This is a genomic window from Brevundimonas lutea (assembly GCF_003704105.1).
GTDB classification, from domain to species: Bacteria; Pseudomonadota; Alphaproteobacteria; order Caulobacterales; family Caulobacteraceae; genus Brevundimonas; species Brevundimonas lutea.
This window is the reverse complement of the sequence record NZ_QUOQ01000007.1, coordinates 88,549-112,435: the sequence shown is the minus strand read 5'-3', so window position 1 is coordinate 112,435 and position 23,887 is coordinate 88,549. Positions and strand designations below refer to the sequence as shown.

At 65.1% G+C, this 23,887-nt stretch carries 17 protein-coding genes; 13 read left to right on the top strand and 4 right to left on the bottom strand.

All coding sequences use genetic code 11. The features are described 5' to 3' along the window. Nucleotides 1-62 precede the first annotated feature (62 nt). From EES48_RS12995 to EES48_RS12985, 3 genes are read left to right on the top strand one after another with little or no spacing between them, the layout of a single operon-like run. Entirely contained in the window at nucleotides 63-1,151 is a 1,089-nt protein-coding gene (locus EES48_RS12995; RefSeq protein ID WP_122467927.1) for an HNH endonuclease, read from the top strand. Continuing rightward, entirely contained in the window at nucleotides 1,144-3,399 is a 2,256-nt protein-coding gene (locus EES48_RS12990) for a hypothetical protein (RefSeq protein WP_122467925.1), read from the top strand. The genes EES48_RS12995 and EES48_RS12990 overlap by 8 nt, the downstream gene beginning before the upstream one ends. Before the next feature lie 10 nt (nucleotides 3,400-3,409). Then, on the top strand, nucleotides 3,410-4,174 hold the full coding sequence (locus EES48_RS12985) for a DUF4145 domain-containing protein (protein WP_162998162.1): 765 nt from the start codon (nucleotides 3,410-3,412) through the stop codon (nucleotides 4,172-4,174). Nucleotides 4,175-4,334: 160 nt separating this feature from the next. Here the strand turns inward: EES48_RS12985 and EES48_RS12980 are convergent, their stop codons facing one another. The 4 genes from EES48_RS12980 to EES48_RS12965 all read right to left on the bottom strand — a co-directional run bounded on the left by EES48_RS12980 (nucleotide 4,335) and on the right by EES48_RS12965 (nucleotide 11,403). Further along, nucleotides 4,335-6,074 (bottom strand): DUF2326 domain-containing protein, encoded by a 1,740-nt coding sequence (locus EES48_RS12980; RefSeq protein ID WP_240623360.1) that lies wholly within the window; start codon nucleotides 6,072-6,074, stop codon nucleotides 4,335-4,337. Between the two features lie 43 nt (nucleotides 6,075-6,117). After that, nucleotides 6,118-6,366 carry an ABC-three component system middle component 8 gene (locus EES48_RS12975; protein ID WP_122467918.1) on the bottom strand — a complete coding sequence of 83 codons (249 nt, stop codon included), beginning with the start codon at nucleotides 6,364-6,366 and terminating at the stop codon, nucleotides 6,118-6,120. Further along, nucleotides 6,359-7,315 (bottom strand): ABC-three component system protein, encoded by a 957-nt coding sequence (locus EES48_RS12970; RefSeq protein ID WP_122467916.1) that lies wholly within the window; start codon nucleotides 7,313-7,315, stop codon nucleotides 6,359-6,361. Before EES48_RS12970 ends, EES48_RS12975 begins: the two co-directional genes overlap by 8 nt. Before the next feature lie 245 nt (nucleotides 7,316-7,560). Continuing rightward, nucleotides 7,561-11,403: a hypothetical protein gene (locus EES48_RS12965; protein ID WP_205679477.1), complete on the bottom strand. Its 3,843-nt coding sequence runs from the start codon at nucleotides 11,401-11,403 to the stop codon at nucleotides 7,561-7,563. Between the two features lie 414 nt (nucleotides 11,404-11,817). Between EES48_RS12965 and EES48_RS12960 the strand changes: the two genes are divergently transcribed. The 10 genes from EES48_RS12960 (at nucleotide 11,818) to EES48_RS12915 (ending at nucleotide 23,865) form a co-directional block, all read left to right on the top strand. Then, nucleotides 11,818-12,420: a hypothetical protein gene (locus EES48_RS12960; RefSeq protein WP_122467910.1), complete on the top strand. Its 603-nt coding sequence runs from the start codon at nucleotides 11,818-11,820 to the stop codon at nucleotides 12,418-12,420. Further along, nucleotides 12,413-12,889, top strand: a complete 477-nt coding sequence (locus EES48_RS12955) for a hypothetical protein (RefSeq protein WP_122467908.1) — start codon at nucleotides 12,413-12,415, stop codon at nucleotides 12,887-12,889. Before EES48_RS12960 ends, EES48_RS12955 begins: the two co-directional genes overlap by 8 nt. A gap of 20 nt (nucleotides 12,890-12,909) precedes the next feature. Next, nucleotides 12,910-14,475: a DEAD/DEAH box helicase gene (locus tag EES48_RS12950; RefSeq protein WP_122467905.1), complete on the top strand. Its 1,566-nt coding sequence runs from the start codon at nucleotides 12,910-12,912 to the stop codon at nucleotides 14,473-14,475. 337 nt (nucleotides 14,476-14,812) lie between these two features. Next, entirely contained in the window at nucleotides 14,813-15,619 is an 807-nt protein-coding gene (locus tag EES48_RS12945) for a hypothetical protein (protein ID WP_122467902.1), read from the top strand. A gap of 2 nt (nucleotides 15,620-15,621) precedes the next feature. Continuing rightward, a complete protein-coding gene (locus EES48_RS12940; protein ID WP_122467899.1) occupies nucleotides 15,622-16,518 on the top strand; it encodes a ComEC/Rec2 family competence protein in 897 nt (298 codons plus the stop codon). Nucleotides 16,519-16,779: 261 nt separating this feature from the next. Then, nucleotides 16,780-17,721 carry a HEPN domain-containing protein gene (locus tag EES48_RS12935; protein ID WP_122467896.1) on the top strand — a complete coding sequence of 314 codons (942 nt, stop codon included), beginning with the start codon at nucleotides 16,780-16,782 and terminating at the stop codon, nucleotides 17,719-17,721. Between the two features lie 78 nt (nucleotides 17,722-17,799). Then, nucleotides 17,800-19,824, top strand: coding sequence for an ATP-binding protein (locus EES48_RS12930; protein ID WP_122467893.1), 2,025 nt, complete (start codon nucleotides 17,800-17,802; stop codon nucleotides 19,822-19,824). Next, nucleotides 19,821-22,175 (top strand): Z1 domain-containing protein, encoded by a 2,355-nt coding sequence (locus EES48_RS12925; RefSeq protein ID WP_122467889.1) that lies wholly within the window; start codon nucleotides 19,821-19,823, stop codon nucleotides 22,173-22,175. Before EES48_RS12930 ends, EES48_RS12925 begins: the two co-directional genes overlap by 4 nt. Continuing rightward, nucleotides 22,172-23,152, top strand: a complete 981-nt coding sequence (locus tag EES48_RS12920) for a PD-(D/E)XK motif protein (protein ID WP_240623358.1) — start codon at nucleotides 22,172-22,174, stop codon at nucleotides 23,150-23,152. The genes EES48_RS12925 and EES48_RS12920 overlap by 4 nt, the downstream gene beginning before the upstream one ends. 77 nt (nucleotides 23,153-23,229) lie before the next feature. Further along, a complete protein-coding gene (locus tag EES48_RS12915; protein WP_205679476.1) occupies nucleotides 23,230-23,865 on the top strand; it encodes a hypothetical protein in 636 nt (211 codons plus the stop codon). Nucleotides 23,866-23,887: the final 22 nt, after the last annotated feature.

Genomic DNA, 23,887 nt, shown 5'->3' with positions numbered 1-23,887 from the left:
AACCGTTTCGCGTCTCGCGTGCGAGCCCCGCCTGTGCCACATCCTGGGGAAGGGAGACGGCCTTGGCGTTCAGGATCAGAGACGGGGATCAGCTGCTCGACGCCCACGTCGAGCTCGACGGATCGGATGTCAGGCTCTTCAGCCGCAGCGGCCGACGCGGCGCGCCCGACGCCCGCAACAGCGACTATGCGCCCGGGCTGCGCGCCCTCCTCGCCCAGCTGGCTAAGGCCAGCATTCAGATCGAAGCGGCCTGGGTCGACAGCGCCGGCGTGCAGTCGATGCCGCTTCAAGCCCGACAGATCCTAAGGCCCGAGGACGCGGGCCAAGCGCCGGCCGAGCAGTTCACGCGGCTGAGCCAGCGCATGCGGCGCGTCGGCCGCGACGACGATCGCCCAGGCGGCAACAACAACAAGCTGATCCGTCTACGGACGAATGCCGCATCCCCCGCCCTGCGTGCGGCCCTGGATCTGATGCCCGTCGATCAGGATCTGCGATCCATCGACCGCCTGCCGGACGCCGAGCTGCGCCGTGTCGGCCCCCGCCACATCTGGCGCGCCGTCGAAGCGCTTCGAACCGGTGCCGACACCGCGCTCTTCGCCCGGTCCACGGACTACGATGTGGTGCTCGAAGATGGCACGCGCCTGCCTCCCAAGGCGGTGTTCGGCCGGGCGGCGACAGAAGTTCTGGGCTTCCCCGTGGGCCCGCGCCACTTCTCAGCCGGCCGCGGCACGGTCTGTTTCCAGGCCCTGAACCAAGCCGGCTTTCCCGTGGTCGACCGTTCGGACAAGGGATCCGCCGAAACGTCCGACGATGAGCGCGGATGGGCCGAGGGGGCCCCGCGTCTGGTCCGTCACCTTCAGCGCGAGCGCGCCCGCGGCCTGTCGCAGGCCAAGAAGGACGCCTTCCGCGCGGACCACGACGGCCGTCTGTTCTGTGAGGACTGCGGCCTGGAACCCTCGCTCCACTACGAGGATGACCTCGCCGACGCCTGCATCGAAGCCCACCACACGCGTACGGCCGTCGCCGACATGCAGGATGATCACGTCACCCGGCTGGAGGACCTTCGCTGCCTCTGCGCCAACTGTCACCGGCTGGAACATGCCCGCCTGAGGACAAGAGCCAGCGGCGGCGAGGGCTCGGCAGGTGTCTGATCCGATCAAGGCGATCCCGGGTTATCTGGAGTTCGATCCGGAGGCGCTCGCCGCGCTGTTTCCAAACTCTGACTGGTCAACCGATCAGTGGGCAGAGGAATACGAGAGGCTCAGCGACAGACTGGGGCGCGCCCTCAGCTGCCGGGATCCCTGGGTGATTCTGGCTGGATCGGTCTGGCGATACATTTCCGAAACCGGCTCACGCGTGCGCCCGGGCGCCCTGCCTCAGCCCGGCAAGCTTGCGGCGTTGGAGCAGACCGACCTGGAGATGTTACAGGCGCTGGCTCTAATGAGCCCGCCCGGGCTGACACTCCCCACGTCACCGGGGGGGCATGTCCGATGCTGGCAGACAGTGGCCCAGCTCACAGCGGCCTTCATCCGCAAGCAGGCCGAACGAGCAGACCTGGATGATGCCGCGCAACAGGTCATCCGCCGCGCTAGGCTGCAGACCCTCTATTATCGCAATCTGTTTGACAGCGACGCCTGTGAAGCTGTGGTCGGGTCCCTTCTCGCGCGCTGCGACCGGGCGGCCGAAAAGGAGCTCGGCTATTCGCTCTCAGCCCTGTTCCGCGCCCAGATTGCGCTTCTGGACGCCGTGACGGCGCGCGGAGCGCGCTTCGACGCTCATCTTCATCAGCTCTGGGCGGGCGATCGCGCCGCCGTACTCGACGCCGCTGCCTTCTTCTCTCAGGCGTGGCCTGCTGCAGGCGCGATTTGGGAGCGGGCGCCCGACGCTTGGCCGGATCTGGACCAACTCCGATATGCCGCCTTTCAGATGTCCGAACAGGCAAAGCCCTGGATATTCACTCTTTCGCGGACGGAGATAGAAGCCTTCGCCACGCCGGCCGTAACTGGTGCGCTCTTTGATCTGGCGCTTTCCCCAGGTGCCTTGACCGGACGAAACCCTGAGCATTTCCATCTCGATAATCCCGTCTGGTCAAAGCCTTATATCTCGTTTGAAGACGGCAGGCTGTTCGCCCCGCTGGCGCATCTCGTCTTCTCATTTCCCTTCGCGATAATGGAAGGACTGATGGAGGGGCGTTTTGCGACGACGGCCGCCTATGAGAAGGCGCGAGCCGCCGAGCTGGAAGCCCAGATTCGGTCGCTGGTTACGCGCGCTATGCCAGATGCACAGGTTCACCCCTCTGTGGAGTGGCGTGATGACCTGACGGACGTCCTTTACGAGAACGATGTCGTTGCCCGCCTCGGCAACTTCATCTTCGTATTCGAAGCGAAGTCAGGTCAGATCAGGGCTACCGCTCGCCGCGGCGCCATGCAGAGCCTGGAGAAGAACTTCAAGGCTCTGTTCATCGAGCCGGGCATCCAGGGCTGGCGCCTGCAGGATTATCTGGACAGACGCGGGGTCGCGGCGTGCCTCTGGCGCAAATCAGACGGAACGCCGATAGACCTTGATCTCTCATTTCCCAAGATCGTCTTTCGCTTCAGCATCTGCATCGAACACTTCGCCGGCCTGACCAGCGCCCGGCATCACCTCAAGGCGCTCGGCCTGATCGATGAAGACGCCGCCTGGGCGCCGGTGCTTTCCCTCGGCGAGCTGCTCATGATCGAACGCGTCCTCGATTCCCAGCTGTCGTTCATTCACTACCTGACGCGAAGAGCGGTGCTTGAGGATCAGGTGGAGTTCGACGGCGATGAACAGGATCTGCTGTCGGTCTACCTGACCAACGGCCTTTACCTGTCGCCAGACGAGCTCGAAGGGCGACGGATGATGTTCCTGAACGCAGATGCGCCCGTGAGGGGCCCGCGTACGCCTCGAGCCGACAGGCTTCAGGTCGAAACCCACGGCGTCACGCTCTCTCCGTTCTGGAAGGATAGCGTCGCCGAACTGGCGCGCGCTTCTGCCAATCGTCATCGTTTCGACCTGTGCGGCGTCATCCTGAACCAGCACCCCGGGGCCCTGGCAGAGTTTGAGCGTCAGATCCGGCGCTGGCGACGCGGCGCCGGGTCAAGCCAGCAGGACCTGCTGGTGACTCGCTATCCGGTGGCAGGTCGCACCTTCATGCTTGTCGTCCGGCTTCTGAAGCGCCGACCGGATCCGGACTTATGGCACGAGGAAGCGCGCGAGGCTGTCCGGCACCTGCTGCCTGAGACCGAGGCGACAGACTGTGCGGTGTTCGCGATTGTCCGCAATTCGCGCGAACGCACATTCGATGGCTACAGCTTCTTCCGGGTCGGCCGCACGCCTCGCCCCGTCGGCGTCGTCGGCGGAGCCCCTCTCAACGTCTGAGGTTCAGTCCATGGAACGCGAACGCTGGGCGGAAGCCCTCAAAGATATCAATTGGCTGTGCGGCCGCTGTCAGGAGGGCCGGCTGCGCCTGCCTGATAAGGATGTTCAGTCAAGCATGACGGCGGACACTCAGCTCGTTTTCCACGAGGACTGGTTCGATCATGACGACGTCGTCTCTCAGTTCACCGCCCTGATGACTTGCGACAACGTCCGGTGCGCCGACCCTGTCGCGGTCTCAGGCAAGACGCAGGCCGAGCATTTTCAGGTCGACTGGGATGAGTATGACGTCATCCACACCTGGACGGTGGAGGCCGTCACTCCGGCACCCCTGCCGTTCCCCCTGCCGGCAGCGACGCCCGACGCGGTGAAACAGCGACTGCGCTCCGCCTGCCAGCTGCTCTGGTCCGACCACGACGCCGCCGGCAACAAGATCCGACAGGCCGTCGAGGCTCTCCTCGACGATCAGAAGGTGCGCAAGGCAGTCGCCGTGCCAGGCGCAGCCGGCTCAGCCGGCCGACGGCAGTCTCTCACGCTCCACAAACGCATCGAAGCCTTCTCCATAAAGAACCCTGAGGTCGGCGATCATCTGATGGCCATCAAATGGATCGGCAACGCAGGCAGCCACGCTGGCCAGCCGCTCACGCGAGACGATGTACTTGACGCTCTGGAGATCATGGAAGTCGCCATCGACGACCTCTACGTCAGAACCCGCGCGACCCTCGGGGCACGCGTGAGGCGCATCCTCAAGGCCAAGAAACCGGTGCGGAGAAAATGACGGCGCCTCTGACTCATCACAGACGTTCGGAAGGTCTGCACTAGGGCGGCGTGTGTGAGTGCCTATGGCCGTCGAACCCGCGCCACTAGCCCGCTCGAAGGCGACACTCGCAAAGTCTGTGTTCGGGAGGTCCCGACGATGCTCCACTGCGCCGCTGGAGTTACCAAGTCGGGATTTTGAACAGTCGACCCTGTTCACCTTCGTCGTGCAGTCGGAGCACGATCTCCGCGTCCTCGAAGACAGGTGACTCCTTCGGACTGCGTGCTGGCAGATCGGCGTCGATCAGCGTGATAATCGATTGGAGGCCAAGATCGGCATAGCGCCGAATGACGCCAATCAGGTTTTCTTTCTTCCGGTCGTCCAAGGACTCTAGGACGCCGTCGTGGTATGCAAATCGCGGAAAGCGCTGGTCTAGGTGCCCTCGTAGAACGGCAAGGTCAAAGGCGACGCAAAGCAGTTTGCGATAGGTGAAGCCGAGGTCGGCGCTGGTGGCATTGCCGCCCTCGTCCAGGATCTCAGCGCGAAACTCCAAGTGCCCTTGCCGGTTCGGGAACACATTAAGCAAGGCCTTACGATCAAGGACCTCTTCCACGATCTCGTTGAAGTAAATCCGGATGGTCGAGAATTTCGAGCCGGGGTCAGCATTCTGAGCCTCAACGTCGGCCTCGATCTGGGACTGAAGCGCGCCCGCTTCCGCTTCGACAGTCCGAATGTCCGTCCGCAATTCCTGAAGGCGATGCAGATGTGCACGCTGGCGCTCGAGCGCGGCGATGTCCGCCCTGAGAGCCACTACGTCCGATGAGAGCTGCTTATACTTAGCAAAGCTGTCGGAATCGCTCAAGAATTTGAGCATCTCCGAGCGGCGTTTGCCCAGAGTGTTCAGCTCTGTGCCAATGGCTTTGAGCTCGGAATCGATCTCCGCTCGCTCCTCCTCGAGATAGATCCGCCGCTCTTCGGTGATCGCGCGGTTGAAGGTGAGGAGCTGCTCGAAATCCTTCTTGATCTGCCCGGCGAAGAGTATACCGGCTTGGGCGAAGAGCTCTCGGGCCTCCTCCGGGTTGAAGAGGATCTGGTCCTCTTTGAGGGACAGGTCGATCTTCTTTCGGTTGGCCGCAAGGGTGTAGCGCCGCGCGTTAAGCCGGGCGATCGATTGGTCGACGTCCTCCACTAGGGCGCGCGTATCGGCCTTGTCGGCCGCACGGAAATCGAAGGCGTCCAGCAAAGCCTGCTTAGATGCGACCTCCTTCTGCTTGAGTAGGAGGATGCCTTCGATCTTGCTGGCGTCCACTACCGTGCCGCCGAGTTCTGTCTGGATCGTCTGCTCCGTCTGCCGCAGAGTCGCGAGGCGCTCTTCGCTGGCGTAGTGCCTGCCGATAAGATCGCCATCGAATCCGAGGAGGTGGGCAAGAAACGGCTTCCAGTCGGCGTGGGAGTTCGCAAAACGCCGGAGTTGGAAGACTTCCCGGAAATCCTCTTGAGAGCGCAGGAAGTACCCGAGGCCCTTACGATAGTGCCAAGGCTTCAGGCCGCGCCAGTCGAGGAGGCTGTCTATCAGCTCCCGCGCCCGGTCGAAGGGGACGTCCTGGTGATCCCAGCCCCCATCCGTGAGCGCGGAGAAGTCTTGGTGACCCGCCGCATGCTTCTTGAAGGCGATCCGGCTCGCCTGCGCCACGTTCCTCCGCACGGTTAGGAAGGAGCCGTCCGCAAGTTCGATCTCGAGGAAGAATGTGTAGCCGTTGAAGCGTTCGGGGTACCTGAAGAGGAAGAAGTTCGGATCCCGGCCGGCGAGAAAACCAAAGTCGAGCAAGCGGCCCAGCGTCGACTTCCCGAGATTATGGGTATCGCGCTGGCGGTTCTCCGGCAGCCGGATCTCCGCCAAGACGACATTGAGCCCGCTCACGAAGTCGATCGGCGGAAACGCCGCCGGCTGGTCGGAGTAGAATCTAGAGACCCGCATTGGGGCCCACATACTCAATTGCGTCGGTCTTGGCGTGGTAGTCGACCAAGCCCAAGAGGAAGAGGAAGTTGATCGACGGCAGAAACAGGACTTCGCCCCCCTTCACCGCTTTGCGCGCGAACGCCTTCAGGTCGTCGTAGCCCTCGAGGCGCCGGGCCCTAAGCCGGGCAAGCAGCAGCATCGCTACATTGATGACCGTGCGATCCGGATGGGCGTGCTTGCTCGGCTTAAGCATCTGCCGTCGTTCCGATGTCGCAGTTCCAATACATGTAGAAGACCAAGGCTCGGGTCAGCGGCTTGTGGGGGCGTTGGCGAAGGAGGGCGTCGCGCGCGAAAAGCAAGTCTAGCAGGTACTCCAGCACCTCGTCGAAAGTCTGGTGGTCTTTGCGCTTGGCCAGGATCTTGAGTTCGAACTCTTCCACGACGGCCTCATACGCGCGCAGGATTTCCTCGTTTTCTGGGGCCGCGAGGAAGGTCCGGATCTGCGCGGTCTCCTTCAGGTAACGCCGGCGCTGCGCCTTCGCATACGCCGGGGTCATGTTGTTCGCCGCGTTCTTGGCCTCGTAGGGAATGCGGGATGTCGGCGGGGTGTCGGCGACTTCGCTGAAGACATCCTTTTGCCGCGCCAGTGCCTCGACCACCTCGGCTAGATCCTGGGGGCTAACGATCAGCGGTGAGTCCACCGGATCTATGTCTAGCTGGCCGGCCACCTCTGGAAACGAGCGGAGCAGCCGTTCGAGGTCGTCCAAACCGAACAAGGCGATCGAGCCCTCCGGCAGGCCGCAAGTGCTGCTGATATGGGCGCGGATCGCCGTCTCCGCGCCGGCCGACAGACGGCGGTTGGAAAATAGCATGTAGTGGTCGAGCTGTTTCGCGTCGCGGAGCGCCTTGATCCGCGGCGTCTCCTCACCGATCACCGAATTCTCGGACTTGGCGTTGAAGAAGTCCGTCTCGGAGAAATGCTTGTTGTAGCCGTTGGTGTGCTTAGCTTGGATGACGACGGTCCCGCTCCAGGGCGTGGTAGTGCTCGGGTGAAGCTGCGCAGTACCGACAAACTTCGCGTCGCGGCCGCCGTCGCGGCCCTTCGCGAAACCTTGGACGCCCATTCCGAGCAGCTTCTGGCATAGGAAGACCACCAGACGCTCGAACTGGTCGGGCCCAAGATCCTCGTAGGCGTATTTCATTCTGGTTGCGAATCCGCCCGAGGCCCCCGACCGTGGGGGCCATGTTCGGCGCAACTGATTCGTGTGTCAAAGGGGCAGTGCACCGTCGCTCGCCCTACGCTGCAGCGGCCGCGAGGCGCCGGCACAGATCGAAGGTCTGTTATGCAGAACTAAGCCCATATCAGCTCATGGCGAATGCGTCCTCGGAACGAACGGTCGCGAGATTGAAAGACTGACGGCGGGAGGGGTGACAAGCGGGCGCTCGACTAACTGACTGATGATTTCGCCCGCTCCCGCCAAGCTTGAAGGGTTTCGGGTGGTACAGACACCCGAACGGAGGAGCGCGCCGCAAGCAGCAGCCGGGCGATTCCGGCGGCGTCTTTAAGCGCGTCAGCGGCGGACAGGATGTCGGCCGCCGTCAGGTCGGGCGTGATCAGGCTGAACCGCCGCTCCAAGGCAGTTCGTCGCCAGTGCGCCTGCAGAATCGGAAAGAGAGCTCCCGTCACTTCCGCGGCTGAGGGTAGTTCGCTCAGCCAGTGGCTCAGATACGCGGTTGCGACGAACAGGTCGCGAACGTCGTGTTCGGGGCTCGAGACCAGTCGCAGGGACCAAAGGGCGGTGTGACCGGACCGATCCACGTCGACCGGAGCTTGGGCCTCGGGAAAGGCCTTGATGATGGATGCAAGACCCGGATCCTGCGCGGCCTCGACGAGGCTTTCGAGCCAGGCCGTGTCGCCTCGCCCAAGGGCGAAGGCGAGGCTGACCAGGGTGACCTGGGTCACGGCGTCGACGGCCAGAGGGTTCGTCGGGTCGAGGTCACCATCCCAAGGCATGGTCTGGACCACGGTGAACATCTCGGCAGCAATCGCGGCGTCCCCGCCACCCAAGGCGTGTCCCCGAATCCAGGCGATGGCTCCAGCGCGCGCGCTGATGGCGGCGGCGGCGCTAATCGGATCGGGACTGCTGACGCCGCTCCAGTCCTGCCGGCCAGTTCGAACGACCTCAAAGGCGACGAGTTGTCCAGCAGCCCTGCGCCGCTCGAGCGCCTCCGCGACACCGACATCGATCCCCAGTTGGTGCTGCGCCTCGGCTAGCCTGTACCAGACGGCGAGCAGCGGAGGCCGGGGAAGGGCGTCCTGATCATCGTTCGGACGGCTCGCGATCCCGACAACCGAGATGCCGGCGTCCCAGCCCGGCGCGGTGAGATCCTGCACCATGACTTCCGCCATCATATAGAGACCGCGCACGAGCTGGGGCCCATTCTGGCCGGCGAGGACGTCGTCGAGCGCTTCCACCCGCTCTACCAGGCCGAAGGCGGCGCGCAGGGCCGCCTCACGGTCCTCAGTTCGCCATCGGAGCAGGATGACGTCCGCTTCCATACGAAGGCCGAGAGACCGCAGTGTCGTCGTGCCGGCGGCGGTCCTGCTGGCAGCGCGGAACCGGGCGATAGCGCCCTTGATATCTCCGGCTTCCGCAGTCGCGATCGCCACATCTCGGGCGGCGAACACCTCCTCGACCGCGTCCTGGCCTGCGGCGTCCTTCAGAAGCCTGTCGGCATCCTGGGCGATTTCGGAAAAGCGCTTTAGCCGGATGAAGATTTTGACGCGCTCGCGACGAAGGCGGTCGCTGTCGGGGCGAACGCCGAGCGCCTCCTCGACCAGCTGCAGCGCGTCTTCAGGGCGGTCCGCGTACTCGGCCAAGATGACGATGCGGGCGCAGATCAGTTCGATCTCGAGCGCTGGATCAGGCCAGCGACCCACACGGGCGGACATGGCCTTCAGGCGGACCGCCGTCGCCTTGCTGTCGAAGTGCTCGCGCTTGACCTCGGCCATCCATGCGGACTGCACGGCGATCTGGCGATTGTCGGACGTGCGGCCAAGCGACCGCTCTCCTGAAAGCAGGACCGATCGGCGGGGGACAGCGACGCTCTCAAGCCGGTCGATCAAAGCTTCAAGGTCGTCTAGGCCCTGAAGCCGATGAGAGCGGTAGGTGAACAGGAAGACGCCGAGGTCCTGGACGGGAAATGACCACGGCTGTTCTTCGTTAGCGATCTCAGGCGCTAAGGTGCGCAGTTGCCCCAATTGGTCGATCGCATCGGCAGGCAATCCGGCGACGAGCGGGAACCAGCTTCCGACCGACATCTCTTCCAGATTGGCGGTCATGATGAAGGCCGCCATGGATCGCAGGGCGCGCCCGGGCGGGTCGTCGTCGGTTTCCGCCAGGAGCGTCTGGTAGGCGCGCTCGGCCACGCCGGTCATGCCGTCGAGGGATGCGACCTTGATCTGGGCGAACCGAAGCATGCGGTTGATCGCCGGCGCACTCGAGATAAGCGGCCGGTCGGTCCGCATGAAGGCAAGGGGATAAAGGGCGCGCGCTACCATCTGGCCGGGCAGCTTCTGGAGGAGGGCGGCGTGGACGACCACCTTCAGTCCCCTTTTCGACCCTGTCCGTATAGACGACAACACCAGTTGGGGCAGGTCGGCGGCGTCGATGGTGCTTTTCGAGGCTAGGCCCTCGGCGATGGCGGTGTGGACCGCCGCCTGCTCAGCTTCGCTCAGGACCTTGATTCCGGCGTCGGAAAGCAGCGGGGACACGCGGAGGCGTCCACCGGCCAGCGGCTCGAGCCAAGGTCCCTTGAGCAGATCGAGGGCGGCTCCGGCTTCGGGGATTGCGGGTGAGACTTCAGCCAGCGACAGGGCGAGGGACCGATCAAAGGCTCCGGAAATCAGACTGATACGATAGAGCAGGCTGGCTGCGGTCGGCGGAAGCTCGCCCAGCAGACGACGGCGCGCCCCCTCTTTTTCGTCATCGACGGCGCCGCCGGCACCGCCGACGACCATCCGCGCCAGCTCACTGGCCGGCCAGCAGCCGGCGCGAAGTGCGACGACACGGGCGGCCACTAGCTGAGGATAGCCGCCTCCGCTGAACATCTGCACGGCCTTCGCCCATCGCTCGACGTCGCCGCCCGCCTGGGCAACGAGCGCCGAGGTCTCCTCCTCGGTGAAGCGCGGTGCGCGCAGGAGCGAAGATTCGGGAAGGCCGAGTTCCGCCTGCAGGCTGGCCGGCACGGGAGTGTAGGCGGTTACGAGGACGCGGGCGTCCTCCAGCCGGACCTGAGCGAACAGGAGGGCGAGTTCGCGCTTCACCGAGCCCGTCGGTGTGACGTTCAGATCATCAACGCAAAGACCGCCGTAGGTGTCGAGGGCGAGCAGCTCCTGACGCGCGGCTCTGAGACGACGCGCCGCCTCCGGGGCGGCTGCGTCCCGCAGGTCCAAGCTGAACCATGCGCGGTTGCCGTCGCCGGGCAAGGCCCGTGAGAGGGCGGTCTTACCGATCCCGGATGGGCCGTACAACCAAGCGACACCTTCCGAGAGTGCAGCTCGCAGCGCCCGATTGGCGTCAGGTCGATCCGCCATGAGAGCGCCGCTTGTCGTGGTCTCGAGGGGATCTAGAATCGGAGAACCGCCACGGCCGCCTAGGTCGGGGAGACCGGACCGTGCCGTCTCGGCGATGCGGTTCATGAGGTCCGCCCGGCTCAGGCGCCGATCCTCGGTCTCGGAAGCGACCGCCGCGCGCAGCACGTCGGCGACGAGAGTGTTGCGCAGCGACTCAATATCCGCCCCCCTCGCACCCGCCGTGGCGCAGAGATGGGCCAGCGCTTCGCTCAACAGGGTCTCGAGGTCCGTCAATGCCGGCTCGTCCGTCGCGAAACGGATCGGACGCAGCAGCTGGTCGCGAAGGGCGTCGTCGGAAGCGTCCCGGATCCAGTCCTTTAGGTCCGCATCCAGCGCGAGCCGGCGCAAGGCACCCCGAAGGGGTCGGGTGTCAGCTCCGTCCAGCGCCGCATCACGCCAGTATTGAAGACCTGGCCGGTCATTCGGAAAACGGTGATCGCGTTCCTTGCCGACGGTCGCGGTTGTCAGATAGGTCAGGGAAACTTGGCAATCGGGATTGGCCTTGCTGAACCGCCAGAGACGGTTGATTGCGTCGCCAACCCCCTTGGTCACGAGCGTCAGCGATCCGGACGCGGCGGTGTCCTTGACCTGGGTCAAGGCCAAGGCGCCGCGGGAGATGGAGCCGTAGTCGTCGGCGACCTCGAGAAGGAGCACCTCGTCCGGTTTGAGCCGCGTCCAGGCGAGGGCGGACGCCCAGATCTGATAGGCGTAGCCGCGAAGGGCGGCGACGGCCTGACGCCCGAGTTCCTCAGGAGGTATGACGAGCGCGGCAGGGTCGGTCATGTGCAGGGATCATCGCTGGGCCGCGCGGACGCCACAAGACGCGGCTGGCGCTTGGCACGGCCGGGCGCAAGGGGGGGGGCCACGCCTCACTGGTGAAACATCAGCCTGGCGCCGGCATCACGCTCTAACAGTCGGTGAGGAGGTGTCCGCTTTCGATCTCCAGTCAATGACCGCTCTTGGCGCGAGAGGACCGAATGGCGACGCGCCCAAAATAACTGTATGCGGATAGCCGGGCCTTATGCACTCTGAACGTGCTATTGAACGTTGCCGAGCGAGGGGGGGGGCGTGGTTCAGGTTACGATTGAATTAGGCGAAGACGAGGTCGCGGCGCTGGCCCGCACGTTCGACAACGGCGATCCGGCAGAGGTGGCCACCAGTTTTGCGGGCCTTGCAGTCCGAGAATATCTCGACTGGATCAACGGCCGGGCCCGATATCGGACTCTAACGGAAGAGCATCTTGCGCGGGTCGAGCGCATCTACGAAGCGATGCTTCCCAAGGCGGAAGCACCGAGCTTCAACCGGCTCTACAACAGCTTCAACATGCCCCACGGCCAAGCGGCCTACGTGGCCCGGGCGCTGGGCGACAAGACGCTGCGTCACTGGCGCGGCCAAGCCCTGAGGGACCTCCTCGCGGACCTGGAGCGGGTGAGGGGGCAGGCCATGCAGCGCCAAGAGGCCGGCGACGGCGACAAGGGGCTCAATGTGCGGACCACGCGCATGGCTTCCATCGAGCTCAACCGGCTGTGCGACGCCGAGTTCAAGATCGATCGCAATTTCATCGGCCCCACCGCCAAGGGCGGGGTTGGGGATCAACGGTTGGTCGAGCTGCCGGCTGACAGCGTGATGGTGATGATCGACCGCGTGGGACAAGAGGTGGCCAATGCCTAGCGACCAAGTTCTGACCTCGCAGGAAATCGGTACGCTGGGATTCTTCCTCAGCCTGATCAGCCTGCTCGGAAGTTTCTTCTACGTGCAGTTGAGCAACTGGCTGCGCGACCTAATCGCCGCCGAGGCTCTGTTCGAAGGCAACAAAGTCGGGGGCGACGAAACTGAGAAGACAGTTCTACGTCAGTTGAAATACAGCATCAGAGGCCAGTACAATCTCGTGCCGTTGCTAACGTCGCTCGCGGTCTCAGCATTCATCCTGCTGATCTCAGGCGTCATCTTCTCAATCCTGCGTCGTGCCCTGCCGACGGACTATTTGGCGCAGAACCTCCTCCTAGCGTTGGGTGGCTTTCTCACCATTTATGTTGTCCTGACCGGCTATCTGCTCGGTCGAGGTTATGCGATCGGCCGGAAGGTCTACGACGGTACGCAGCAGAAGCCGGCTAATCCACCGGACGCGGCGGCCTCCTGAGCGCCGCGTCCGATCTCATCTTGCGCGCGCTGGCGCAGCCCGCGGCGGTCGCGCGCGGGCTCGAGGCGCGCCGCTATCAGGTGGCAGCCGCGCTCGCCATGGCGGAAGCCGCTGGAGAGGGCCGTTCTACCGAATTGCGCCTTCCGCCTGGCACCGGGAAGACGATCGTCGCCAACATGGCCGCGCTCGCCTACCGGAGCTTACGTCCGGCCTGCCGCGTTGTGCTCGTTGCGCCACGGCGTGCGCTTGCCGCCCAGCATGGGCACTACGCGACTTGGTCATACCCTGCCATGCGCTCAGTCCTCGTCAACGACGAGCGAGTCTCGCGGCCGCACCGACTTTCGGCGGCCTGCGAGAAGTCTGACCTCATTATCGGGCTGCCTGGCCAGCTGGCCTCGTCCATGTCCAATCTTGCGATTTCCCCCGAGGTGACCGCGAGCATCGGCCTGGTCCTGGTGGACGAGTTTGACGAGTTCCTGACCGAGGATTTCGAGATCGAGGGGCCGCTGGTCCGGTGCGAGCAGGACTTCCAACGGATGCTGGCAGCACTGCCGGCGAATGCCGTCCTAGCTTTGATGAGCGGATCGGCGCCCGGCGCGCTCTCGGGGCACGAGCCCAATATCCGCAGGCTGGCAGAGTTTATCGAGGCGACATGGCAGCCCCTAGTGGTAGCTCCGAGCTCCCGGTCTTATGCCCGCTACGCGCCGACAGCGCGCGTAGCGTTTGTCACCGTCCGTGATGCGGAAGCCGTCGCGCTCGACGAAGCGGTTGGCACCGATCTAATCCTCGCCCTGCAGAGACTGGAGGACGAGATCGGTCTCTTCGACTCCGACCGGGTGATGCGGCTGCTGCCGGGAATCATGTCCGGCAAAATCGAGCTGATCCCAGTCTTCGGACGCATGGTTCCGGTCTCCGCCCGGATCAGAACCTGTTGCGCGGCTATCCAAGGCGCGATCAACCGGTACTCTTGGCTCTACGAGGACCTCTTCGACGGCTACGAGGCGGCCATGCAGGATGTCTTCCTCCGCAACGCCGAGGGCGACCTCCTCAAAGTCGAGCGCCACCAGTTCACGCATCGTCCGGCATCCGACAACCATCAACCTCGGCCGCGGGGAAAGACGGAAGCCCTGCTTCGCTTGGTGGCCCAGCGGCGCGGCCAACGCGGCGTGGTTATGGTTCGGTACGTTCGCCTAGCCCAGTTTATCGCTGGTCAACTGCAGGCGGCGCGCGTGCCGGTCGAGTTGCTTCATGGCGGTTTGCATGATCCGGAACGGGAAGAGGCACTGAAGCGGTTCCGGACGGGAGCAGGCAGTGTGCTCGTCATGACCCGCGACACGGGGAAACGCGGGCTCGATCTCCCGGAGGCGGACTACGTGATCCTGTTTTCCCCTAAGACGCGGGAAGCCACGGTGTGGCAGGAACTCAACCGCATTCGCAGTACTGTGGCCATTACCAAGGATAGCTATGTGCTAGTCTATGGCGGGACCGGCGAGGCGGCGAGGGCGGGGGATCTCGCTGAACTGATGCGGGCGAGCGGGCGGGCTTATCAGATCAACTGGATCGAACCAGATAACGCGTGCGCCTGAGGTCGTGACCAAGCGCTGAATGACCGCCCTTCGGCCACGTGCCAATGTCCGCTGGTGGCGCTCTGCCGACGCTGCAGTCGCTATCGGCGCGAACGTCCGCGGTGGGTGGTTAGCGATCGCAGCGCGACTTCGTATGGCGTGGTCTCGACAAGGTGAAAGCTGAGCTTCAGGTTGCCCAACTGCCTAGTTGAAATCGGAGCCCCGATGTGTCGCGCAGCAAGTACGGCGCGCTAGCAAATTCCGGTCGCCTTCCTCGGTCCTGAGGTCCTGCCTCTCCGCTTGGTGTTGCGGCGATTGTCGTTCGCGGTGACAAGGGAGGTGAGACCGGGGCGGGGACATGCAGCTGTATTCAGGCTGGACGGACGGATCGGCGGAGGAGATCGAATATTTCTCCTATCTGGAGGCGCGCAGCCGCCTGCCTGGCGGGATCGCCTTGCCGACCGACGGCCGGCCCCTCGTCGCGCCCGGCTGGTCTGAGGGCGACGTCGCCCACTTGGGCTTCTCGTCCGTCGTGCGTCGCCAGTTTCTGGATCGGACCCGTGAGGTCATTGGAAGGGAGCCGTCGCGCCCATCCGACTCGGGTTGGCGCAGGGACCGCGCCGCCCGGCTGCGCCGCCTGTTCGCCGTCATGCCCACCAGCCGGATCGACGTCTACGCTGCCTCGCCCTCCTTCGCGGCCCGCGCCCTTCACCGAGACCTTCAGCTGGGCGGTTGGTTCCGGATCAAGCTCGTCCGGGCCAAGGCCGTGGGGCCGGGCGAACCTGTCTTTGCGACAGTCTCGGCCCGTGACGGCGAGGCGTTGCCCGCTCATGTGAGGCGCATTGAGAGGGCGACCGTCGAGGAGAAGCGTGCGCTCCGCCGGGTGTTCTCGCTGGACCATATCGGCGATCTTGGCGGCGAGGAGCCGGGGCCAGACCCGGCGCCAGACACGCCTCCGCCCGCTCCGCTCCCCCTCGGCGTGCGGAAGGCTCTGAAATCAGGGCGCGCCACCGTCGTCTTTGGCGGGAAGCGCTTGCGGGAAGCGCAGTCCGGGACGGAACCCGAGATCAACAAGGATCATGGGCGCGGTATCGACTGGGACCAGCTCGTGGAGCGCGGGTTTCGGAACCCGCCTTCCGGAACGCCGCTTGCGGAGGAGGCCTGACGATGGCGGCTCCGGCGCGCGAAGAGATTGATGCCCTCGATCTCGGCCTTCCCTTCGATCCCTTGGCCAAGGTCAAATCCCTCGCCGGGGTAAGGGCGGAGGATGTCGGCCAGGGCGACGCTCTCGTCGTCATGGACGGGGACGGGAATGACGTGCTCCGGATCGATTATGGCGGCGTCCAAAGCAGCCCGTTCAACGGCCTGGCGGATCCGGTCCGGGCACCTAAGATCGATCAACTGCTGCCGGTGCCAGCCGCGCAGACGATCATGCTGTCCCATTGGGATCACGACCATTGGGCCAGCGCTTGGCCCGGCACGAACGCCGTCAAGCGAGGGCATTGGCTGACGCCCCGGCAGTGGACCTCCCCCTCGGCCGTGGAACGGTCCGTCGAGATCGCGAACATCCGGTGCATTCCGCCGCTGCTCGAAACCGTGCCGTGCCGCTTCGTTGCGGCGAACGGCGACGAGCTCTGGTGGGAAAAACTCAAGGCCTTCCGACCGACGTTTCAAAATGAAGACTGCAACCGGAGCGGCGTGGCGTTCTCGGTCGTCCAGAAGCGGACGGGCAAGGTCATCTTCCTGCCCGGCGATGCGCCCTTCCATCTTCCACGGCATTACAGGACACACGCCGCCCGCGGCCTGACGATGCGGGGGCTCGTCGCGTTCCATCATGGGGCGGGCACACACTGGACGAAGGGCACACGCCGCTTTTTGAAGCGATGGGGACGCCCCGACGAGAGGCAGTCGATCGTGTATTCCGCCGGAGCTGTGAACCGGGATAGTCATCCGGTCGAAGCGAATTACACCAAGGCCTTCCCCGTGGCTGGCTTCCCCAAGATGGAATTCCTGTACACGCGGGATGTACGCTTAGGAAAACCGCCGGTGGAGATCCGCTTCTGAACGGGCTTAATCCGTCCGCAACCCTCGCTTCGGGCACCAGCAAGCGTTGAAGGGCAGGCAGCGCTTCCTTTCGGGCTCGGGCGCGCGTCTGGCTGAATGTCCGTGAGGGGGCGGAAGCGGTCTACCGCAGCGTCTGGCCTGAATGCCCGCTTTTCGCCACCCAGCAAGAGTCCGCTTCTGGCGCACAGCCGCCATCGCTCTGCTGCAGATATAGTCCGCTGCGATGGCTGCAGACGGCGAAAATCACGCTAGTCTGCACTTGTGAAGTCTGACCTCGACCATCTTCCGGAGCGACAGCAGCGAGAGCTGGATCGCGTCCGCTCGATCCTCCTGACGGAGTTTGAGGCTGCGCGGACGAGCGGCGCGGGCGGCACGTCTGACTGGCGCCGACGCGGCCGAGTGCTGAAGATCATCCTGTTTGGTTCCTACGCGCGCAACGACTGGGTCGATGAGCCTGAGAACGGCTATCTGTCGGACTTCGACCTCCTGGTTGTCGTCAGCCATGAAAAGCTGACCGACATCGCCGACTACTGGTGGACAGCCGAAGACAAAATTCTGCGCGACCCCGATATCGGCCGGACCGTAAACATCATCGTCCACGATCTGGGCGAGGTGAACGCGGCCCTCGGCCAGGGGAAGTACTTCTGGACGGATATCGTTCGTGACGGCGTTGTGCTGCACGAAATGCCCGGGCATTCGCTGATTACACCAAAGCCGATGACGTCAGCAGACGCCCTTGCTGCGGCCACACGTGATGCCGATCGCTGGCTTGGAGCTGTCGACCGGTTCCTGCGTCTAGCCTCCATATCGCAGGAGGCAAGCGCGGCTGACACCGAGTGGCGGAAGAACGCAGCCTTCAACCTCCACCAAGCCGTCGAGGCCGCCTACGCCTGCTTCCTGCTGGTCCATACCTTCTATTTCCCGCGCTCCCACAACATCAAGTTCCTCCGCTCCCTGGCGGAGGACGTGGACAAGCGCCTTGTCACCGCTTGGCCGCGCGAAATCCGCGTCGACCGCCGGCGCTTCGAGCTGCTGAAGCGCGCCTATGTCGAGGCCCGCTATTCGGACCAGTACGACGCCTCGCCGGAGGATCTGGAATGGCTGGCGAAGGCCGCCCGTGCTCTGCGTGATGTGGTGGCTGAGCTGTGCAGGGCCCGCATCGAAGACCTGCGCCTCAAGGCCGAAACCGACGCCCGGAGCTGACGACTTCGGATTGTGTCACAGCCCCCCTGTCGCCTAGGGTGCAAGGGGGATGGCTGGGCTGCGAGTGCAGGGGCGCTGATGAAGTTTCTGATCCTGAGACCGCTGCAGCAAAGTGAGCTGGGCATGTTCCATGCTTACCGCCGCAGTGGTCGGGAAACCTCTCGCCAGCGCGCGATCAACTTCGACGGCGATGTTGTCGACCGAGTATTCCCGACCGCCGCCGACACAGACCGCATCGCCCTCGAACTGACCTACGACACCGACGAAGGGCCTCGTTGCCTGGAGCACTCGCTCAAGCGCCAGGCGAAGAACTGGCGGCTGGAGGGTAACTGCCCGACCGACGCCGTCTACGACTTCGTGGAGCCCGATTGCCTGTTCGCCCTGCAAGTGGACGCCGGCATCCAGCCCGCTCGAGGCGCCTGGGTGGTGTTCGCTAAAGATGATCCCACCGCCATTGCGATCATGGCTGACGGCTCGACCTCCGGCCTGATGCGCGCGGGCATGATCGCGCTCCAGCCCGATGAAGCGCCCCGTGTTCACCACCTGCTCGCACAGGCGCGCCCCGACATGTTCACGCCGCCGGCGTCCCAGGACTTCTCCATGACCGATTCCTCGACTCACGACGCCGAAGGCACCGCCGCGCCGACCGAACCCGGGCGTCGTCGCCTTCCGCCCAAGGCCGATCGCCTAGCCAACATTCTGGGCTCGGCCGGCCACAGCCTGGTCAGCGCCGTGGCCGATTTGATCGACAATGCGATCAGCGCCGACGCCTCGGAAATCCACATCACCTTCGGTCAGCCGAATGGCGGACAGGGACGGTGGATGACCATCCGTGACAACGGCCGCGGCATGTCCGCCCAGCAGCTCGATGAAGCGCTCACCGTGGGCGGCGACGCCGACTACGGCCCGCGCAGCCTGGGCAAGTTCGGCTTCGGCCTGAAGGGCGCCTCCTGGTCTCAGGCCCGCAAGTTCATGGTGGTCACCCGACAGGCCGGAGGCGAGGTTCGTCACCTTGGCTGGGACACCACCGACATGGCGGACTTCGCCGTGGACGACCGTCCTCTGGAGGAGTGGGAGAAGGCGATCACCGATCCGGGTGAGAAGGGCACCGTCATTCTCTGGAAGGACATGAAGGCTCCGGTCGCCGTCCCTACAGTGAGGGGCGTCCCACCTTTTGTGGCGGAAATTCAGGATCTTAGCCGCCACCTCGGCTTGGTCTTCCATCGCTTTCTGGACGGCGACGCCAAGGGCCGTCCGCCTCTGAAGATCTGGGTCAATGAGATCTCGGTGGCGAGCAATGGTCCGGCCAGCCACCCGCTCACTCAGCACTATGACGTCAAGACGCTCGACGTCCCGTACGACCAGGGCACCGCTCCAGTAAGGGTCGCCCCGATCCTGCTGCCGCACGAGGATGAGCTGAGGCAGCGTCACGGCGACGGCTGGCAGGCGCAGGCCGATCGCATCGGCTATTGGGGCAAGCGCAATGAGACCCAGGGCCTCTTCCTGTACCGCAACGACCGCCTGATCCGCTGGGGCGGCTGGCATGACATGTGGGCGACATCGGACGAAAAGACCAAACTTGCTCGCGTGATCCTCGACATTGATCCGGCGCTCGACGAGCCGTTCAACATCGACATTTCCAAGCAGAAGGTGCAGCTGCCGCCCTTCCTGCAGAGCCGCATCAAGCCACTGGCCGATGATGTGCGAAAGGCGAGCAAGGCCAAGTTCGGCCGCAACGCTCGTCCGCCCGTGCCCCCGGCGCCTCCGGTGCCCGCTCCGCCGGGAGTCGCGGAAGGACCAGTTACCGGAGGCCCCTCAGCCCCGCCCTCTCCATCGCCATCTCCGACGCCCGAACCGTCCCCGCCCGGACCGACGCCGATCGCCGTTCGCAAGGTCACGTCCACAAAGTTCGCCTGGAAGCTCGCTGAAGACCTCAAGGGCGATCGAACCCTCCAGGTTGGAGACGTCAGCGAACCGCTCGTGCGACTGGCGAGCGCCATCGGCACCGATCCGGCTGCGGTGGACGCCCTGGCCGCCTTCCTCACTGAGCTTGATGGGGTCGACGCCCAGCAGTCTCTCGTCGGAACCCCGGACGACGCATGATGAGCACGGCGGTCCAGGACCTGCGATCGGCCCGGCCGAGCTGGACCGATCGCCTCTCGGCAACGCCTGAGGACGGCTGGAGCCGGCTGGCGCGCCGTTTGCTGGACGGCGGCCGTTGGAAGCCGTCGCAGATCGCGAGCCTCGCTTCGGAATCCGCCCGCGTCCTCCGACATCTGCCGGATCCAAAGCAGCCGGCTCCGTTCCAGGGGCGCGGCCTGGTCGTCGGCTATGTCCAGAGCGGCAAGACCGCCAACTACACCGCAGTCGCCGCGCGCGGAGTGGACGCCGGCTATCGGATGGTCATCGTCCTGTCGGGCATTCACGACGCGCTGCGCAATCAGACCCAGGCGCGTCTGGAGAGCGAGCTGGTCGGCGTTGACGAGGCCGGCGGCCCTGCCTGGACCCTTCTGACCACGCGGGAGGGGGATTTTCGCGAGCCCCCCGTCGAGGTGCTCGGCCAGGACGGTGCCTTTCTGATCGTGACCAAGAAGAACGTCCCGGTCCTTAAACGCCTCGATGGCTGGCTGGAGGCGGCCGCGGATCGACTGGACGGCGTACCGATCCTGGTGATCGACGATGAAGCCGACCAAGCTTCGATCAACACCCGCGGCAATCGCCCGCCCGACCCGTCCCTGGATGCGGACGCGACGTCCGCTGCCGCGACCGGGCCAGGGCCGACGGCGACCAACCGCCTGATCCGGGCGCTGCTGCGCCGGGTACCCCAGGCGGCCTATGTCGCCTATACGGCCACGCCCTTCGCCAACATCTTCATCGACCCCGACGCGGTGGATCGGGAGGTCGGCGAGGATCTGTTTCCGCGTGACTTCGCGCTCCAGCTGCCCAGGCCGGAGGGCTATACGGGCACGGAAGAGCTGTTCGGCGTATCGGCGCAGGGCCGCGACGTCTTTCGCCGCACGCCCGACGAGGACGTGCCGGCGCTGCGCCAAGCCACGACGCGCCGCAACGCCCGGCCCGTAACTGCCACCCCCCAGGATCGCCTGCTGCCGGACTCCCTGTCCGACGCCATCCTGGCCTTCTGCTTGGCGGGCGCCATTCGCGAAGGTCGCCCCGGTCTCGCGGGCCGACCGCACACCATGCTGGTCCACGTCAGCGTGCGGGTTCAGGACCAGACCCGGGTCCGCAACGCGATCGAGGACCAGCGCGGCCTCTGGCTCGAGGCGGTGCGGCAGGGGCATGATCTGCGACCTCTATTCGAGGAGACGCTCGCGCTTCATTTCCAGGGCGTCTGCCTCCCCGCCGCACCGTCTGTCGTGGCGCAGCACGCCATCGGCGTGCTGGAGCGTCTCGATGTGCTGGAGCTCAACAGCGAGACCGGCGAGGACCTGGAGTATGATGAGAAGCCGGCGCGTCACCTGATCGCGGTCGGCGGCAACCGGCTGTCCCGCGGGCTAACTCTGGAAGGCCTGACGATCTCCTATTTTCTCAGGACGGCCACCATGGCCGACACCTTGCTGCAGATGGCCCGGTGGTACGGGTTTCGGACGGGCTATGAGGATCTGATCCGAATCTGGACCACCGACGGCATCGCCCAGTGGTTCACCGAGCTGGCCCTGGTCGAAGAGTCGCTCAGGGACAGCCTGCAGGCCCTGTATCGCGCGGGCCGCCGACCTGCGGAGATGGCCATTCGCCTGCGCGCTCACAGCGCGCTGCTGCTCACGGCGCGCAACAAGGCCGCCATGGCCCACACGGTGCGCCAGTCATGGTCCGGGGAGCACCCGCAGACCGTCGTCCTTCCCCTGCATGACCAGCGCCGCCTCGACGCCAATCGAGGCCTGGCGGATCGGCTGATCAGCCAGTGCGGCCCGGGCCGGGCGATCACCGGCGGTCGTCTGTTTCAGGATCTGCCACCTGAAACGATCTGCGACTTCCTGCGGCTGTATCAGCCCCATACCGACGCTGTGTCGCTCAGGGGCGACGCGCTCGCGGACTGGATCATGCAGCGCGCCGCGGAAGGCGAGCTGGTAGACTGGTCCGTGGTCCTGGCCAGCGCGCAGAGGGGCGCGGCGGTCACAATCGGCGGCATCCAGACCCAGGTCGTGTCGCGCCGGCGCACGAGCAGCGAAGGGATCGGGATCCTCATTGATCCCCGCCACGAAGGGGCCGATCTTCCTGGCGGGCCGGACGCCTTCGTGCGGGCGTCAGGAAACTACGACGCCGAGGCCATGCGCTCCGCGCGCTCGCCGACCAAGGGCCTTCTGATGCTCTACCCCCTGGATCCCGAGCCCCTCGACGTCCAGGGAACCGACGCCGTGATCGCGATCGCTCTCAGCCTGCCCTACACCTCCGATGGCCGTTCCAGCGCCGTCATCAATCGCGGCGTCAGCGCGTGAGTTCCCCCCTGGTCGAACGGTGGCGCAGTCTGAGGACGGGCCGTCCGACGGGCGTCGATCAGGCCCAGACCGAAGCGCTGGAGATCGACGGACAGGCGACCGGCGTCAGCCTCGCGGTGGACGTCGCCGGAGACCTTCATCTCTTGGTCGCGGTGGCCGCCGGACCCGCTCGCCCGCTGCCACCCGACGTGAATGGTCTGAGGCTGAGCGAAGGACGCCTGGGCGATCAGCTATGCCTGGATCTCTGTTCACCGGCTGCCCACGAGCGGATGTTCGCCACGCTCTGCGAAGAGCTCGTGGACGCCGTCGCCGTTCAGCAGCGCGAGCCCTGGTCGGCCGCATCGGCGATCGTACTGAACTGGCAGGCCGCCTTCCGGCCGCTGCGTCAGCCGATGTCGCGGTCGGTCCAGATTGGCGCGATCGGTGAGCTCATCGTGCTGCAGTCGCTCTGGCTGCCAGCTGTCGGCGTTGACGCCGTCCACTACTGGAGCGGACCGGACCGCGAGCGGCACGACTTCGTCACGTCGCGACTTCACCTGGAGGTCAAGGCCACCACCACGAGCCGCCACGAGCATGAGATCTCGCGTGTGGACCAGCTTCGCGCGCCGGGCGGCCGACGCCTTCTGCTCGCCTCCGTCCAGCTCGAAGACTCGTCACAAGGCGTGATCTCCGTCGCGACCCTTGTCGACGACATCACGGCGGAGATCCGCCACGACTCGGCGGCTCTGGACGCATTCCTCCTGCGTATGGACGGATTGGGCTGGTCCGACGAGATGCGCCGAACCCGCGACCTCGTGAAGTGTCATCTGCGCGACGCGCAGGTTTTCGACGTCGACGACGACTTCCCCGCTCTGCCGGCGGATTTCGTCCTGCCAGCCGGGGTCCTGGCCATTCGCTACACCATAAGCCTAGCCAACCTGCCATTTCTTGACGCATCGGAAGTGCGGAAGGCAATCGAAGCCGCGACCGCCTCATGACGCATGCGGATCCGGATCCGGCGTCCCGGGCGGCCCGGGTCTCCAAAGCCGTCATCGTCGCTGCCCTGCACGGCGGAATGGCGCGCGCGATTCGAGAATTCGAGGACTGGACGGAGGGTGAGTCTCTCGCTGACTGGGGCGTCGAGCCCGTGCTCACGAGCGCCTGCGCCCGAGCGCTGCGCGCCGCTTCGCGACGCGCGGGCGGCCGTCTGTCGGTCACGCTTGAGCAGACCTTTGAAAGCCTGCTGGATTGGAGCGGCCGGCGCAATCCTGCGGGGCGGCCGACCCTGACCGCTCAAAGAGTGATGCAGGCTCCGGGCCGCAAGGTTGATCTCGTCATCTGGAACGGCAATCACACGCCACGGGCCGTGGTGGAGATCAAGCGCGCCGATGGTCTCGCCGGACTGCGCGCGGACGCCGTTCGGATCATGGACTTCGTCGATGTCGCGGGTGCCGCTTACGACGGAACGATCCGTCGAGGCTTCCTGGCCTTCGTAGTTCAGCATCCGTCCGACCGAAGCGAAGAGGCCCGGCTCAGACGAACCGAGCATCGTCTTGTCGGCCTGACAGAGGTCGGATGTCGCCGGAAGTTCACCGTCACCCGCCACGGTGTGCGAGAAGTTCGGGCCCCAGGCCTCCGTGATTACTGCTGCGTCGAGACAGTGGTCGTTGAGTTCAGCCGGCCTCGCGTCAAGGCGTTCGTGACGCCTTGAAACCCTTGGAAACCGTCCGAAA